This window comes from Fluviicola sp. (assembly GCF_039596395.1).
Taxonomy (GTDB): Bacteria; Bacteroidota; Bacteroidia; order Flavobacteriales_D; family Crocinitomicaceae; genus Fluviicola.
Genome location: NZ_JBCNJT010000001.1, coordinates 1,317,247 through 1,332,263, shown reverse-complemented (window position 1 = coordinate 1,332,263; position 15,017 = coordinate 1,317,247). Strand labels below are relative to the sequence as shown.

14 protein-coding genes are annotated in these 15,017 nt (G+C 43.3%); 11 read left to right on the top strand and 3 right to left on the bottom strand.

Features of this window, described 5'->3' with window-relative positions:
* Positions 1-24: 24 nt before the first annotated feature.
* The 3 genes from ABDW02_RS05835 to ABDW02_RS05825 all read left to right on the top strand — a co-directional run bounded on the left by ABDW02_RS05835 (position 25) and on the right by ABDW02_RS05825 (position 2,408).
* Positions 25-1,161 carry an FAD-dependent oxidoreductase gene (locus ABDW02_RS05835; RefSeq protein WP_343633054.1) on the top strand — a complete coding sequence of 379 codons (1,137 nt, stop codon included), beginning with the start codon at positions 25-27 and terminating at the stop codon, positions 1,159-1,161.
* A gap of 92 nt (positions 1,162-1,253) precedes the next feature.
* Positions 1,254-1,793: a hypothetical protein gene (locus tag ABDW02_RS05830; protein WP_343633052.1), complete on the top strand. Its 540-nt coding sequence runs from the start codon at positions 1,254-1,256 to the stop codon at positions 1,791-1,793.
* Positions 1,794-1,841: 48 nt separating this feature from the next.
* On the top strand, positions 1,842-2,408 hold the full coding sequence (locus ABDW02_RS05825) for a T6SS immunity protein Tdi1 domain-containing protein (RefSeq protein ID WP_343633050.1): 567 nt from the start codon (positions 1,842-1,844) through the stop codon (positions 2,406-2,408).
* Positions 2,409-2,455: 47 nt separating this feature from the next.
* Here the strand turns inward: ABDW02_RS05825 and ABDW02_RS05820 are convergent, their stop codons facing one another.
* The gene (locus tag ABDW02_RS05820; RefSeq protein ID WP_343633048.1) at positions 2,456-2,878 is read right to left on the bottom strand and encodes a twin-arginine translocase TatA/TatE family subunit; all 423 of its coding nucleotides are present in this window, start codon (positions 2,876-2,878) and stop codon (positions 2,456-2,458) included.
* 127 nt (positions 2,879-3,005) lie between these two features.
* Here ABDW02_RS05820 and efp point away from each other — a divergent pair, with 127 nt between their 5' ends.
* From efp to ABDW02_RS05790, 6 genes are all read left to right on the top strand, one after another.
* Positions 3,006-3,572, top strand: coding sequence for an elongation factor P (gene efp, locus ABDW02_RS05815; RefSeq protein WP_343633046.1), 567 nt, complete (start codon positions 3,006-3,008; stop codon positions 3,570-3,572).
* A 77-nt stretch (positions 3,573-3,649) separates the two neighbouring features.
* Complete coding sequence (locus ABDW02_RS05810; protein ID WP_343633043.1) at positions 3,650-4,435, top strand: alpha/beta hydrolase; 786 nt, start codon at positions 3,650-3,652, stop codon at positions 4,433-4,435.
* 231 nt (positions 4,436-4,666) lie between these two features.
* Positions 4,667-5,950, top strand: a complete 1,284-nt coding sequence (gene speE, locus ABDW02_RS05805) for a polyamine aminopropyltransferase (protein WP_343633041.1) — start codon at positions 4,667-4,669, stop codon at positions 5,948-5,950.
* On the top strand, positions 5,943-6,989 hold the full coding sequence (locus ABDW02_RS05800; RefSeq protein WP_343633039.1) for an agmatinase family protein: 1,047 nt from the start codon (positions 5,943-5,945) through the stop codon (positions 6,987-6,989). Before speE ends, ABDW02_RS05800 begins: the two co-directional genes overlap by 8 nt.
* Positions 6,990-7,081: 92 nt before the next feature.
* Complete coding sequence (locus ABDW02_RS05795; RefSeq protein ID WP_343633037.1) at positions 7,082-10,393, top strand: SpoIIE family protein phosphatase; 3,312 nt, start codon at positions 7,082-7,084, stop codon at positions 10,391-10,393.
* Positions 10,383-10,907, top strand: a complete 525-nt coding sequence (locus ABDW02_RS05790) for a hypothetical protein (RefSeq protein ID WP_343633035.1) — start codon at positions 10,383-10,385, stop codon at positions 10,905-10,907. The genes ABDW02_RS05795 and ABDW02_RS05790 overlap by 11 nt, the downstream gene beginning before the upstream one ends.
* Before the next feature lie 60 nt (positions 10,908-10,967).
* Here the strand turns inward: ABDW02_RS05790 and ABDW02_RS05785 are convergent, their stop codons facing one another.
* On the bottom strand, positions 10,968-11,882 hold the full coding sequence (locus ABDW02_RS05785; RefSeq protein ID WP_343633033.1) for a C40 family peptidase: 915 nt from the start codon (positions 11,880-11,882) through the stop codon (positions 10,968-10,970).
* A gap of 303 nt (positions 11,883-12,185) precedes the next feature.
* Between ABDW02_RS05785 and ABDW02_RS05780 the strand changes: the two genes are divergently transcribed.
* On the top strand, positions 12,186-13,799 hold the full coding sequence (locus ABDW02_RS05780; RefSeq protein ID WP_343633031.1) for a S41 family peptidase: 1,614 nt from the start codon (positions 12,186-12,188) through the stop codon (positions 13,797-13,799).
* A 3-nt stretch (positions 13,800-13,802) separates the two neighbouring features.
* Positions 13,803-14,300, top strand: coding sequence for a DUF1573 domain-containing protein (locus ABDW02_RS05775; protein ID WP_343633029.1), 498 nt, complete (start codon positions 13,803-13,805; stop codon positions 14,298-14,300).
* Positions 14,301-14,338: 38 nt separating this feature from the next.
* Here the strand turns inward: ABDW02_RS05775 and ABDW02_RS05770 are convergent, their stop codons facing one another.
* Positions 14,339-14,806 carry a hypothetical protein gene (locus tag ABDW02_RS05770; RefSeq protein ID WP_343633027.1) on the bottom strand — a complete coding sequence of 156 codons (468 nt, stop codon included), beginning with the start codon at positions 14,804-14,806 and terminating at the stop codon, positions 14,339-14,341.
* Positions 14,807-15,017 lie beyond the last annotated feature (211 nt).

Sequence of the window (15,017 nt, the reverse complement as noted above, 5' to 3'; positions counted from 1 at the left end):
TAAAAAAAGTTCATTTTCGCTGCTATGATTCAATTTAAACAACTCAGTTTCTGGGAAAAAGTTACGCTTTTGGAAAATATTGATTTCCTGGTAGTTGGAAGCGGAATTGTTGGCTCGGCATGCGCATTGGAATTGAGAAGGCAACATCCGGATGCAAAAATCGTGATTTTGGAACGCAGTTATCTGCCGCTCGGGGCCAGTACAAAGAATGCCGGATTCGCTTGTTTCGGCAGCGTTACGGAACTATTGGACGACCTGGAAAACGTGCCGGAAGAACGTGTTTGGAACACCGTAAAACTGCGCTACGATGGTTTGGAACGGTTGCTGCAACGCTTCTCTGCCACGGATATTCATTACGAAAATTGCGGTTCTTACGATCTGATCACGGACGAAGAAGATTTAGCCATCTACCATCCGAAACTGGCATACCTGAACCAACAGATTGAGTTCATAACCGGTAAAAAGGATTGCTACTCTTTTGAGAAAAACGTAAATGAGAAGTTTGGTTTCAGCGGGTTTGAAGGCGGTTATTTCAATCGACTGGAAGGCGCTATCGACACCGGGAAATTGCTTTTAGCCACCCAAAAAGACCTGGCGAAAAATGGAATCATCGTTCTGAATGGAATTGAAGTAACCCAAATACATGCCGACGATCATGAAGCGGTCATAGAAACAAATTACGGAGAAATACGGTCGAAAAAGGTAGCTGTTACCATCAATGGATTTGCTAAAAAACTCTTACCGGGTTTACTTGTAGAACCGGCAAGAGCACAGGTTTTGGTCACTTCGGAAATCAAAGGGCTCCGAGCCAAAGGAACCTTTCACCTGGACAAAGGCTATTACTACTTCCGGAATGTCGGGAACCGGGTTTTATTCGGCGGTGGAAGGAACCTGGATTTTAAAGCTGAAAACACCTTTGATCTCAACCAAACAGCACTCATTCAGCAGGCTTTGGAGAAATTGCTGCGCGAACAAATCATTCCAAACGCAGAGTTCTCGATCGATTACCGCTGGTCCGGAACCATGGGAGTCGGAACTGAAAAAGGCCCGATCCTGGAAAAAATCAAACCGAACATTGCCGTTGGAGTACGTCTCGGAGGAATGGGTGTCGCAATCGGCTCATTAATAGGTGAAAGGCTTGCGTTGCTTCTGCATGATTAAAAAAATCGCCGGATGTGTCCCACAGATTTTTATTGTCTGTCATGGTGCACTATTCGTTTATTCTCGTATTTTCGACCCCAAATTCAACGCTTATGAACGCAGCACATTCACACTTAATCATTAACCATTTTCCGATTATCGGGCTGATTTTAGGAATCATCGTTCTATTGATCGGGATCCTGGCAAAATCATCCGTTACTCGTAGAGTCGGACTTTTATTATTCGTCATTGCGGGAATTACCGCTCAAATTTCGGATGCGACCGGTGAAGGTGCAGAACATTTCGTGGAAGAAGCTGTGGAGCAACGAACCATTTCCCAGGATTGCCCGGATGCTATCCAGCAAACATTGGAAAACAGTGAAGAAACAGAAACACTGATCCATATCCACGAAGAACATGCGGAAGAATTAATGCCGATTATGTGGGGAATTATGGCGCTGTCAATCATCGCTTTATTCCTGGAATTCAAAAAGAAATCCATGGCGATGCCTGCTTCCATCATCGTTTTGATCGTTGGGGTTATTGCCGCCTATTTTGCCAAAGAAGTCGGGAATTCCGGTGGCGAGATCTCACATCCGGAAATCCGGAAAGATTTCAAATTGAAAGAAACGACCTACCAGGACGAAGACTAACAAATAGTAGGGGCGTAAAATTTTCCGCCCCTACATAATTTATAACCTATGCTTGAAAATTTCAAATCCTATTACCAACCCGGTTCAGACTGCGTTCCAGCATCGGAAGAAACGATCCGGAAATACGAAAACAAAGTTCCTGGATCACTGATTGAGATTTGGAAAACGAGCGGATTCGGGAAATACAACGACGGGCTGATTGAGTTTGTGAATCCGGCAGATTTTGAAGACAGTTTGTGGACCTGGCTCGGAAGAGAAGTTCCCAATTATGTTCCTTTTGCAATCAGCGCATTCGGAGAATTGTTCTATTACCGAAGACTGACGGAAGTAGATGAAGATGTCTGCATCATTGATATTCAGTACCGCGAAATCAAAACCCTCATCTGGAGCATGAATGGCTTTTTCGAAGATCTTTTACTAGACGAAGAAGACCGCAATGTTTGGTTGCGCGAAAGCTTGTTCAGGGAAGCATTCAAACAACAGGGGGAATTAAAAAAACACGAAGTATTTACCTTTGTTCCTATTCTTGCATTTGGAGGCGCGGAAGAAATCGAATACCTGCAAAAGGGAAATGCGCAGGTTTACCAGGATCTGGTATTTCAAATGACTAGCTAATATAAAACAGTAGGTTCGCGATTAATCGCGAACCTACATATTAAATATTATTCCTGTGCTAAATCTTTATTGGGTTCCGCAACCGGCTGGTCCAGTGTTGGCTTTACATCCGTATCTGTGACCGGGGTCGATGAAGGATTCGGCATTGCACCGAAAGGTTTGGAGAATTGAGTCGGAGTTTGGATAATCTGATCCATTTTTACCGATTCTTCCAAAAGCGGTTTTTCAATGATATCGGTCGTTTCACGGACCATTTTCTGCAAATCGAAATCCGTCTTCACATCTCCTGCCGATTTTTTAATCTCGTTTTGAACATCTTGTGAAGCTTGTCTGATCTGATGCATTGTTTTCCCCATGGTACGGGCGATTCCCGGGATGCTCTTTGAACCAAAAAACATCAATATAACCAGTAAGATCAAGACGATCTCAGAACCGCCGACATCACTTAGAAATAAGGGTAAAACTGTCATAATGACAACAAAAGTAATCGATTTAATTGACCTATCCTAGCGGATCGTCTTATGAAACGTTAATTTTTAATCGGGTTGCGGATGAAAATTTGGTTATATTTGCGCCCGAAAACAATAAACAAAAAGCATGGCAACTACCGCAGATATTCGAAACGGGTTATGTATCAAGTTCAATGACAAGATCAGCCAGATCATTGAATTCCAACACGTAAAACCAGGAAAAGGTCCTGCTTTCGTACGTACTAAAATGCGTATTATCGAAACAGGGAAAGTAATTGACAACACCTTTTCTGCAGGTCACAAAATTGAGATCGTTCGTGTGGAGAACCGCGAATACCAATACTTGTACCAGGAAGATCAGGATTTCATTTTCATGAACAACGAAACATTCGAGCAAGTGACTATTCCTGCAAAGATGATCGAAAAACCTGCATTCTTAATGGAAGGAATGGTTTGTAATATTTTATACGATGCAAACGACGAAGTTCCTTTGGTAGTTGAATTACCGATGTACCTGATTTCCGAAGTAACTTACACGGAGCCGGGAGTGAAGGGCGATACAGCTACAAACTCTATGAAAGCTGCAACTATTGCAACAGGTGCTGAAGTGAAAGTTCCTTTGTTCATCGACATGGGAGAAGTCATTAAAATCGACACAAGAACAGGTGTTTACGTAGAGCGCGTGAAGAACTGATTCGAATACATTCTGAATAAATAATGATGGTAGGGGCGGAAAATTTTCCGCCCCTACCCATATATAACGATCCGGAAATGGAAAAAATCATTCGATCAGGCACCAAAGAAATCAACATTCAATGGATCAATTCAAATCTTTTGAACGGACCAAAACCGGTTCTGGTATTTCTTCACGAAGCCCTGGGAAGCATTATCCAGTGGAAAAGTTTCCCGGCAGAATTATGCCACGCGCTCAACCTTCCGGGAATTGTTATTGAACGGAGCGGACACGGAAAATCAAGCGATTTGGCCGGTGAGCGCGATATCCGTTACCTGCACAATTATGCGGATGAAACGCAGGACGTCCTGAAAGAAATCCTGAACCCGGACCAAAAAATCATCCTGGTCGGTCACAGCGACGGTGGAAGTATTGCCCTGATCCTCGCTTCACGACAACTGAAAAACCTGTTGGCTGTTGTAACAATGGCTGCGCATACTTTTGTAGAAGAAGAAACCCTGGCTGGAATCCATCCCGCAATCGAAGCGTTTGAATCCGGTAAGCTGGACGGTTTGTACCGCATTCACGGAGAAAAGACCAAAGAATTGTTTTATGCCTGGGCAAACACGTGGCTAAATCCGGAATTCAGAAACTGGGGCATCCGGGAAGAAATCCAATCGTTCAACATTCCCGTTTTAGCCATGCAGGGAACAAACGATCAATACGGAACAGAAGAACAGGTAAATTCTATTGTCCTGGACAAGATAAACCGGAAGGGAATAATGGTTCCGAATTGCGGCCATCATCCGCACCTGGAAAAGAAAGACCTGATCATCCGGGAAATTGAAAACGGGTTTAACCAATTGCGAATGACGAATTCTTAATTCCGGATTAAACGCCCTTTCTTTATTTCTTCTTTTATCCACTAAAAATGAGCTCATTAATCAAATCAACACCTGGTGGAAAAATTGCATTTTAACAGCCAATCCAATCATTCGCAATTCGGAATTCGCAGTTCGGAATTAACTCTCTGTTATTTTTTCAAATTATTCGCCTCTAAACCATCTAAAACCAGTACCTTTGCGCTCGTTTTTATAATTTATACTGAATAGCTAATGAGTAATGCATTGGGGAACCATATTCTGGTTGAGTTTATGGGGTGCGATCCGCACATTATGAATGATGTATCTTCGATCGAGCGCGACATGGTAGACGCGGCTTTGAAAGCAGGTGCAACTGTGATTAATTCTACATTCCACCATTTTTCTCCATACGGAGTTTCAGGTGTAGTGGTAATTCAAGAAAGCCATTTGGCGATTCATACATGGCCGGAATACGGGTATGCTGCAGTGGATTTATTCACTTGCGGGGAAATGGATGCCTGGATTTCATTCGATTACCTGAAAGAATGTTTTGGTGCCAAGAACTATTCTGCTTTGGAAATGAAGCGTGGAGCAGTTCAGTTATTAACAAGAAATGACTTCGATATCTCTTCGATGCGTCAGAAAGCCGGTGAATGGACAAATCCTGAAATGTATACCCGTAACGTGTGGTTTACAGACAAGGACGATAACCAGGCGCTGTCTTTACGCTATACAGGTGAAGTGTTCTACGATGTTCAATCTCCGTTCCAGCGCGTGCGTATTTTGGAATCTCCTAAGTACGGAAAGTTGCTGACTTTGGACGATATGTTCATGACAACTGAAAAAGATGAATTCCATTACCACGAAATGATCTCCCACCCTGCTATGTTTACTCATGGAAATGCCAAGAACATTTTGGTGATCGGTGGTGGCGACGGTGGAACTGTACGTGAGTTCTTACGCCATGAAGGTGTGGAGAAAGTAACAATGGTGGAAATCGACGGGGAAGTAATCAAAGCATGTAAAGAACATTTACCGGGAATTGCTGCTTCATTCGACCATCCGAAATTGAACCTGATCGTTGGCGACGGAATTGCTTTCGCAAAAGAAGCTGCAAACGAAGAGTTTGATCTGGTAATCGTTGACGGATCGGATCCTGTAGGACCGGCTGAAGGATTATTCTCCGTAGAATTCTACAGAAACTGTCACCGTATTTTGAAACCGGGAGGAATTTTGGTTGCCCAGGGAGAATCTCCTAAATTCAACGAGCAGGCATTTACCGAATTGAACATTACCCTTCAGCATATTTTCGGAAAAGAAAATGCACCGGTGTCTTTGTTCTTCGTTCCTACATACCCAACTGGAATGTGGAGCTTCCAGTACGGATTAAAAGGAAGTGCTCAGCCAAAATCCATTACAAACGATGCTCAAATCGACGAGTTTGTAAGCGCGAAAGGATTGAAATACTACAATTCGGATATTCACAAAGCAAGTTTCGCCTTACCTAATTTCGTGAAAAGCCTGATTAATGGATAAGAAATTCGATCCGAACGGAGTTGGTATAGCAAACGGGAACATTTTTGGTTTTCCGGTGGAAGAACAGGATGCAAATATTGTGATTATCCCCGTTCCATGGGATGCAACCGCATCTTACGGAAAAGGAACAAGCGATGGCCCGAAAGCAATCCTGGACGCAAGTACCCAGCTGGATTTTTATCATCCGCAATTGCCGGAAGCATGGAATACGCAGGTTTTCATGACTCCTATTTCCGCAGAAATGAAACAGATCAACGATCAGATGTGTATTGATACCGTTCAGTACATTGGTTTCCTGGAAGAAGGTGGCGAATTGGAGGAAAACAGCCCGTATGTGGAAGTACTTGAAAAAGTGAACGCCACTTCGGATTTGCTGAGAAACAACCTGAAAGAACGTGCCACGAAATTACTCGCTGAGAATAAAATTGTAGCGGTTCTGGGAGGTGAACACAGTACTCCTTTGGGTTTAATGGAAGCTTTAAATGACCAGGGACAACCATTTGGTATTCTTCAGATTGATGCGCATGCAGATTTAAGAGAAGCTTACGAAGGTTTTCAGCAGTCACATGCAAGTATCATGTACAATGTATTGCAATCGTGCAACAACCTGGAAAAACTGGTTCAGGTCGGGATTCGCGATATTGCACATTCAGAAGTCATGCTTTCCGATTCGGACCCGCGGGTGAAAACATTCTACGACTGGGACTTGAAAAAAGGACTATACGAAGGTCAAACCTGGAAAGAGCAGGTTTCCATGATCCTGAACGAATTGCCGGAACGCGTTTACATTTCCTTTGATATCGACGGATTGCTTCCGTCTTTGTGCCCGAATACCGGAACTCCGGTTGTAGGAGGATTTGAATTGGAGCAGATCAATTATTTATTCTTCCGGTTGGTAGAATCCGGGAAGAAAATTATTGGTTTTGACCTGAACGAAGTTGCTCCCGGAAAAGACAGTGACTGGGACGCCAACGTTGGTGCAAGAGCCTTGTGGAATCTGGTTTGTGCAACAGAAAAAAGCAGAAAGTTAAACTACTGATATTTCACTTCAAACAGTGAGGGAAACACCTGAAGAAAAATAGACTTCAGGTGTTTTTTTATTTATATATTCGTATCGTATAACGGAAAGAAATGCTGAAAAACAAGCTGGTACTCTTATTGATTCTTTTTACTGTTCATTTTGCGGTACTTTCCCCCGCTCAGAACATTACCCTGCAGGGGCGGATCAATACGAAACACTTTTCGATTAACGATTACGGTAGTGCAGGTCAGATCTGGACCGGGTTACAAGCTGCCAACGGAAATGTACTTTTCGGGAACCGCCAGGACATCCTTTCTTTCAACGGGATCGAATGGTCCAAAATCAAAACCGATAAGGAAAAAACAAAGAAAGCCATCCAGGAAAGTTGTACGGATACTTACGTTTCCAAATTATACCTGGCTTCCGACGACCGCGTGTACGTGGGCCGCGATAATAACTTCGGTTACCTGGATTATTCCAGCAAAGGCGAATTGGTTTATTACCCGGTGTTTTACGGCGGATTAAAGAACAATATCGGGCAGGTTTGGAACATCTTTGAACTGGGAGACAATTCCATGCTCTTCGCTGCTGAAAAAGGATTGTACGTTTTTAAGAACGGGAAAGCTACTGCGCTTCAACTGCCGGCTGCTTACCAGGAATTGGAATGCAAAACTTCCTGCAGGGTGCTGAACGGTGTTCTAATGACCTTCCAGTCAAAAGCCGAATTCAAATCACGGGTAGAGAACTATTTGTACTACGATGTAGTCAATTCGAAACTGAAAGAAATCAAATTGCCGCATTCGGTACACATTAAGAATATCCGCGGAAGTTTCCAGATCGATAATATCTGGTATGTAGTCGATGCCCGCAGTAAAATTTACAGTGTCAGCAATTCTGCCGGGAATACACAGCGCTGGGATTCGGTGCCGCGTACCAAATTCCCGTGCCTGAGCAAATATTTCGTGAATACCGTTACAAAAGCCGGGAATTACCTGCTGGTAAGTACCGAAAACGACGGGTTGGTGATTGGTGACCTTTCCGGGAAAATCATCCGCGAATACAACCTCGACGATGACCTGGCAAACTTAACGATCAATCAATCTTTTTTTGACAACGATTTCAACCTGTGGCTTTGTCTTGGAAACGGGATCCAGTTCATTGAAACAGGTTCTCCGCTCTCCTACTTTCACAAGAACGAAGGAGTCATCTCACAAATTGAGACCATTGATTTCAATTCCGGGATTCCTTTGATCGGGACACACAACGGGCTTATTTCTCCTCAGAAAAGCGAATCGGGAACAAAACTGGTTCCTTACGGATCACTGAACGAGATTATTTTCGACATCGAAACGATCAAAACCCGCGAAGGGAATAAATCCATGATCATCGGGTACAACGGGGTTTTCGATCTGAATCCTGCGACTTCGAAGCACATTTCAGCATCTTACCGGTATGCCATTGCTTTCGAGAAAAATCCCAAAGACCCGAATTCCATTTACCTCACGCTGGAAGGCGGGCTGGCAAAAATGACCCTGCTCCCGAATGGGAAATGGGATTTCGAAGAATTGGTCGGAGATGCCGGCGGTGAAACGGTGAGTCTCGCTTACCTGCACAACAAGGTTTACTTCAGTATCCGCTCAAAAGGAGTCGGGATTTATGACCTGGCTACCAAGAAATTTAAATCGGTAAACATTCCGAGCCTGAGTAAAGAGGATCAGAACAACAACTTCTATGTGGAAGAGTTTAAAGGGCAAATCTTTGTAGGAACGGCAAACGGAATGTTCGTTTACAACGAAAAAACCGGGAAAATTGATCCGTTCGAACCTTCGAAAGCCTTCAAAACGAAAAATTACAAGAATACCATTCACCGGATTATCAATGTGAACGACGAACAACTCTGGGTGGTTGTTTACCAGGATAAAAAAGACGGAAAGTTTGAAAATATTTTCGGGTGGTTCCGCAAACGCGGCTCCGAATGGGAATGGACAGCATGGCCTTTGACCGGTTTGAAAAACGCCGGATTGGTCTTTGCCGTTGAAAAGAATCCTGCAGCAAACGAAGTCTGGATCGGTGCAAACGACGGATTATTTGTTTTGAACCTGGATGCGATCCGCAAAAACCGGAATCCGTTCAAAGTGCAGATCGATCGTTTCGAGGTCAATGGAAAAAGTTTCCTGTTCGACATTTCAAAAAGCAAAAAACTGGAAGGCCTGGATTACGCCCAAAATTCCTTCAAACTGATTTTCCACGCCAATTCTTTCTCCTGCTTAGGGCCTACAACTTTCAGCTACAAACTCGAAGGCTTTAGTGATCAGTGGTCGCAATGGTCGCCATTGAACTTTGCCAACTTCGAGAAAATTCCGGAAGGAACCTACACCTTCAAGGTAAAAGCAAAATCCGCTTATGGAATTGAAAGCGAAGTACTGACGTATGAAATAATTGTGCGTCCCCCTTGGTACCGAACAGTTTGGGCCTATATTTTCTATGTCATCTTGTTAATCTTCCTGATCTATTTCGTAGTGCAGCTTTCTACGCAGCGTGTGAAAAGACAAAATCAGAAACTGGAAGAGATTGTACAGCAGCGAACAAAAGAAATTGCAGAACAAAATCACCAGCTGGAAATCCAGAAAGAAGAAATTACCGCTAAAACAATGGATATCCTGGATAGTATCCACTATGCGAAACGGATTCAATCCACGATCCTTCCGACTACTTCCCGCTTGAACGAATTGTTCCGCCAACACTTTGTGTTCTACCGCCCGAAAGACATCGTTTCGGGTGATTTCTACTGGGCACGCGAAGTTCAGGGGAAAGTGATTTTCTCTGCTGTCGATTGTACCGGGCACGGAGTTCCGGGCGCATTGGTGAGTATTGTCGGTAACAACGGTTTATTGCGCGCAATCAATGAATTCAAACTGACCGAGCCGAATGATATCCTGAACAAATTACGCGAGATTGTAATTGATGCATTCCGTGCCGAAGGTCAATCCGACGTAAAAGACGGGATGGACATCGCGCTTTGTTCCATTGATCAGAAAACAGGAATATTAAAATTCGCCGGCGCAAATAACGAATGTGTCATCATTCGCAACGGGGAAGTCATTGAATTGAAACCGAACAAACAACCGATCGGCCAGTTTATCGATGCAAAACCGTTCGATATGCAGGAATTCCAGCTGGAACACGGAGATTGTGTGTATTTGTACACCGATGGGTACGTGGATCAGTTTGGTGGTGACCGACTGAAAAAATTCAAGTCCCGGCCTTTCAAAACCTTGCTTTCAACCATTTATCACCTGGATATGGATGAACAATACAAAGAAATCCAACGAACGTTTGATTCCTGGAAACACGATGTAGACCAGGTGGATGATGTCTGCGTCTTTGCTGTAAAATATATAAAACCTTCACATGAGAGCTAAATGGCCCGCATTATTAGCATGGGTGTTCCTGGCACTTATGATCTTACTTTATTTGGGATGGAGTGAATTTTCCTGGAGACTGACCAGGGTACTTCCGTTTTTCATCAGTTGCCTGTTCCTGTTTTTCCAGGTATTAACGGTTAGCAAGATCAATTCACGCACATTCAGGCTGATCAACACTTCGCTACTGGTCGTGCAGGTACTTTTCCTGGCTTCTTTTCTGCTGGCTATAGTAGAAATCGCCCAGATCTGGAAATTGAATATGCTGTTCCTGCTGGCGGCCACACATGTGTATCTGCTCGATCTCAATAACCGGTTTATTCAAAGAAGATTATTCTCGAAATGGCTGTTGCTGGCTTTATTGGTAACCAGCCTTGTTGCCTTCCTGTTCATCGATAAATCCCCGTATTTAATGAACATCGGGTTCATCAGTGCTATTATCTCCGGATTGATAGTGCTCATGAATATTTTCCTGTTCAACCCCAAAAGAGAAGATATAATTATAAATGACTGAATTATGAATTATCAAGAGAAACAAAATGCTCTTGATAATTTCTGCATTTATAATTGATAATTACTCTCCCTTTACGTATGTCCCGATTGCATACAAACGCTTCAGCCAGTATTCGGAATCTTCAATATTGGTAATAATCACTCCTTTGCTGGAACTGGCATGGATCATTGTCAAAGGTTCTCCTTTTGCAGAAACAATAATTCCCACGTGGGAAATTCCCGATCCATTGTTAAAGAACACCAAATCTCCTTTTTGAGCATTTTTCTGTTTCACCTTCGCGGAAGAATTGTACTGGTCTTCTGCCCTTCTGCTCAAAGTCACTTTGAACTCCTTCATCACGAAGCTGGTAAATCCGCTGCAGTCAAAACCATTGGCATCTACCCCGGCCCATTTATACGGAACTCCCAGGTATTTCTTCGCATACTTCACAATTTTCTCGCGTTCTTCCGTACTTGCTGCTGTTTCCTTAATCTCAGGTGCATCCACAACCGGCGGCTGGATTTCTCCCGGAACATCCAAATCCGGAATGCGGTCAAACAAACCGAACAGGATTTGCTGGATTTCGTCGTATTTTGCTTGTTTCCCTTCAGCCTTGTATGCCAAAGCTTTCTGAACCAGATCGCGTTTCAATTGGGAAACGTGGTTCAAATGCGTATTGAATACTTTAATTCCGTCGGGAGAAGCCAATACCTGGCTGAATAATTCGCGGGCTTCCTGCAAAGCTTTCGGGTGAAACTCAGCCCAAAGCCCTTTGTCGGCCAACTGGAAAAGTGCCAGACTTTTGTAGAATTCAGGTTTGAATGAATAATCATAGTCCGGCTGGTCCAGCAAACGGTTCGCCTTCCGCAAAACCATCTTGTAATGCCCCTGATCGTAAAGGACTTCCAGTTTATCCAACGCTTTTACCTGCCCGAAAGAAGTCAATGAAATAAAAACAAGGGCGGTCAATAAAAAGATGCTTTTTAAGTGCTTCATATCTGAACTATACGCTTTAAAATTACAAAAAGCACCTCTTTGTCAATCCAATAAAAGACCAACAGCCAATTGTTCGTAACTCACACAACAGAATGAGAACAGGGAATGAGAATGAGGAAAGGAAAAACAGTATAATTTCCAGGAATCCTGCTTTCTCTTCTCTTAGCTTGTCCACTGAAGGTTTTTCACGCATTCTCGCTCTCATTCTCATTTTGTTTTTTTAACACGATTCAACAACTTAGACCGTTTCTAACAAGTCGTTTGAACGTTTTATAACTATATTAGTATTCTTAAGAAAATGGTATGAAATATTATGGCGTTTTGCTGGTACTTGGATTAAGTATCAACACCTTCACATCCACCGCTCAAAAGGTTCCATCCGAACCAAAAACACCTACGAACGGTCAGCGCTTGGACGAAATTTTCACTTATGTCGACAAATTATATGTCGATCCGGTAAATGATAAAGAGTTAATGGATGCCGCAATCATCGGCATGCTGGAGAAACTGGATCCGCACACGGTTTATATTCCCAAAGATGAAGTGGAAGCTGCAAACGTAGCTATCGACGGAAGTTTTGTGGGCATCGGTGTTCGCTTCCAGATCCTGAAAGACACCTTGATGGTGGTTGAAACGATTGTGGGCGGCCCGTCTGAAAAACTGGGTATCCGTGCCGGCGATAAGATTGTTACAATTGATGGACAAAACGTAGCCGGAATCGGGTTGAAGAACAACCAGGTGCGTGAAAAATTATTGGGCGAAGCCGGAACGAAAGTACGTGTGGATATCATGCGTAAAGCTCAGAAAAAACCGATCAACTATGTCATTACACGTGACAAAGTTCCTGTAAACTCGGTAGATTGTGCCTACATGGTAGGTCCGAAAATCGGTTATTTGAAACTGACTTCCTTTTCGCGCAGTTCACACGACGAAATCAAAAAAGGCCTTGAAAAGCTGAAAGCACAGGGAATGGAAAGCCTGATCCTGGATTTACAGGGAAATGGCGGAGGGTTGCTTTACGCAGCACAATTAATTGCTGATGAATTCCTGTCGGATAACAAACTGATCGTTTACTCGGAAGGCCGTGCTCAACCACGCCAGGATCTGAGCGCAGGAAGAAGCGGTTCGTGGGAAAAAGGGAAAGTGATCGTTTTGATCGATGACAACTCTGCTTCTGCTTCCGAAATTCTTTCAGGTGCAATCCAGGACTGGGACCGCGGACTCATTGTAGGCCGAAGAAGCTATGGAAAAGGATTGGTACAACGGCCGATCGATCTTTCCGATGGCTCTCAAATGCGTCTCACAATTGCACGATACTTCACTCCTTCCGGGCGTTTCATTCAACGTCCTTACGAAAACATCGACGATTACAAGAACGAATACATGCGTCGATTCATGCACGGAGAATTCTCCCATATCGACAGCATCAAGCTTCCGGATTCCCTGAAATTTGAAACGCGTGTGACCAAAAGACCGGTTTACGGCGGTGGTGGAATTATGCCGGATTTCTTTGTGCCGATTGATACTTCCGAAATCACGGACCTTTACCGAAATACCGTTCAAAACGGAGCATTTACCAGTTTCCCTCTGACTTATGTAGATAAGAACCGGGACGAATTGCATAAAAAATACGAAACAGTGGAACAGTTCATCGCTAATTTTAAAGTCGATAAAAAACTGATGGACGAGTTCTTTGCATATGTCAAGAAAGAAAACAAGGATTTCGAGTTCAAGGAAGATGAATATAAGATCAGTCAGAACATCATGGAATTGAGATTGAAAGCGACTATTGCCAATGATTTATATGGCATTGAAGCCTTCTACATGATCTACAACCAAAAGAATGAAATTCTGCAGAAAGCAATTCAATTGCTTCAATCCAACGAATACGACAAACAAAAACTGGCATTAAACTAAACCATGAAAAAGAAAAGTTTCTTTATCGGCCTTCTAATCTTAGGCGGAATGACAAGCGCTTGTTCAAATAACACAGAAAAAACCGAAGACTCCGACGCTCCTTTGATGGAAGTTGCGGATGATCCGGAAACCATCAAAGCAAACGAACAAGCTTTAAAGGAATTAAAAGAACAACAGCGCATTGAAGCGGCATCTGTAACTTCCATGACCATCGACAAAGAAATCCACGATTTCGGGAAAGTTACTGAAGGAGTTGAAAACCACTGTACATTTACCGTAACAAACACCGGTGACAAGCCTTTGGTACTTTCAGATGTAAAAGCAAGCTGCGGCTGTACAACACCAAGCAAGCCGGAAGGCCCGATCGCTCCGGGAAAGTCTGACAAAATTGAGGTAGGTTTCAAACCGAACGGCAAAGGAGTCAGTGAAAAAACAATTACGATCACAGCCAATACCAATCCGCGAATTACCGTGGTGAAAGTGAAGGCGGATGTACAATAACCCATGCAGGCACGCGATTAATCGTGTGCCTGCATATTTTACAACAATCCTTTCAACGAAGCCGATTTCTTCGCATACGATTCAATCGCAGCTTTAGTTGATTCTTTCAACTTGCTATAACCCGCCGCAATATTCAACGCATCTTCTTCGATGTTTCCGTTGTATTTCAACTGCTTGGGCGCATTCTCCTGGATCAGCAAACGCAAAAAGCGGTATTCCACATTGGAATCATTGGATTTAATTTCCGATTCCAATAATTTCTTTCCCGCATTGAACAGGTTCAACTTATCTTTTGCTGTTTTCTGGAACTGTGCAGCTTTCATTTGCAACGCTCCTTTAAATGCTTTCACTTCCGAAGATTCTTTCAGGCCTTGTACCCCGTCCAGTTGTTTTTGAACGATGTCTTTGGAATCGCTCGCCAAAGCGCTATAAATGGCTTTACGGTCCAATTGGGAATACGAGCTCAAACTCACTACAGCTATCAAAATAAGAATCAGGTATTTCATGTTTTCAATTTTGTGCAAAGATACTTCATAATTAACACTTCGACTCCGCTCAGTATCCAATCATTAACACAAATTCATGGAAAGTGCTGAACTTCGGTCATTGAGTCAGCCGCAGCTGATCGAAATGCCGAAGTCACGTGGATTGCAAAAACTAAACCAAATAAGAGAAGTAGGATTTTTACAACTTTTTCTCTCCGATTTTCATTAAATT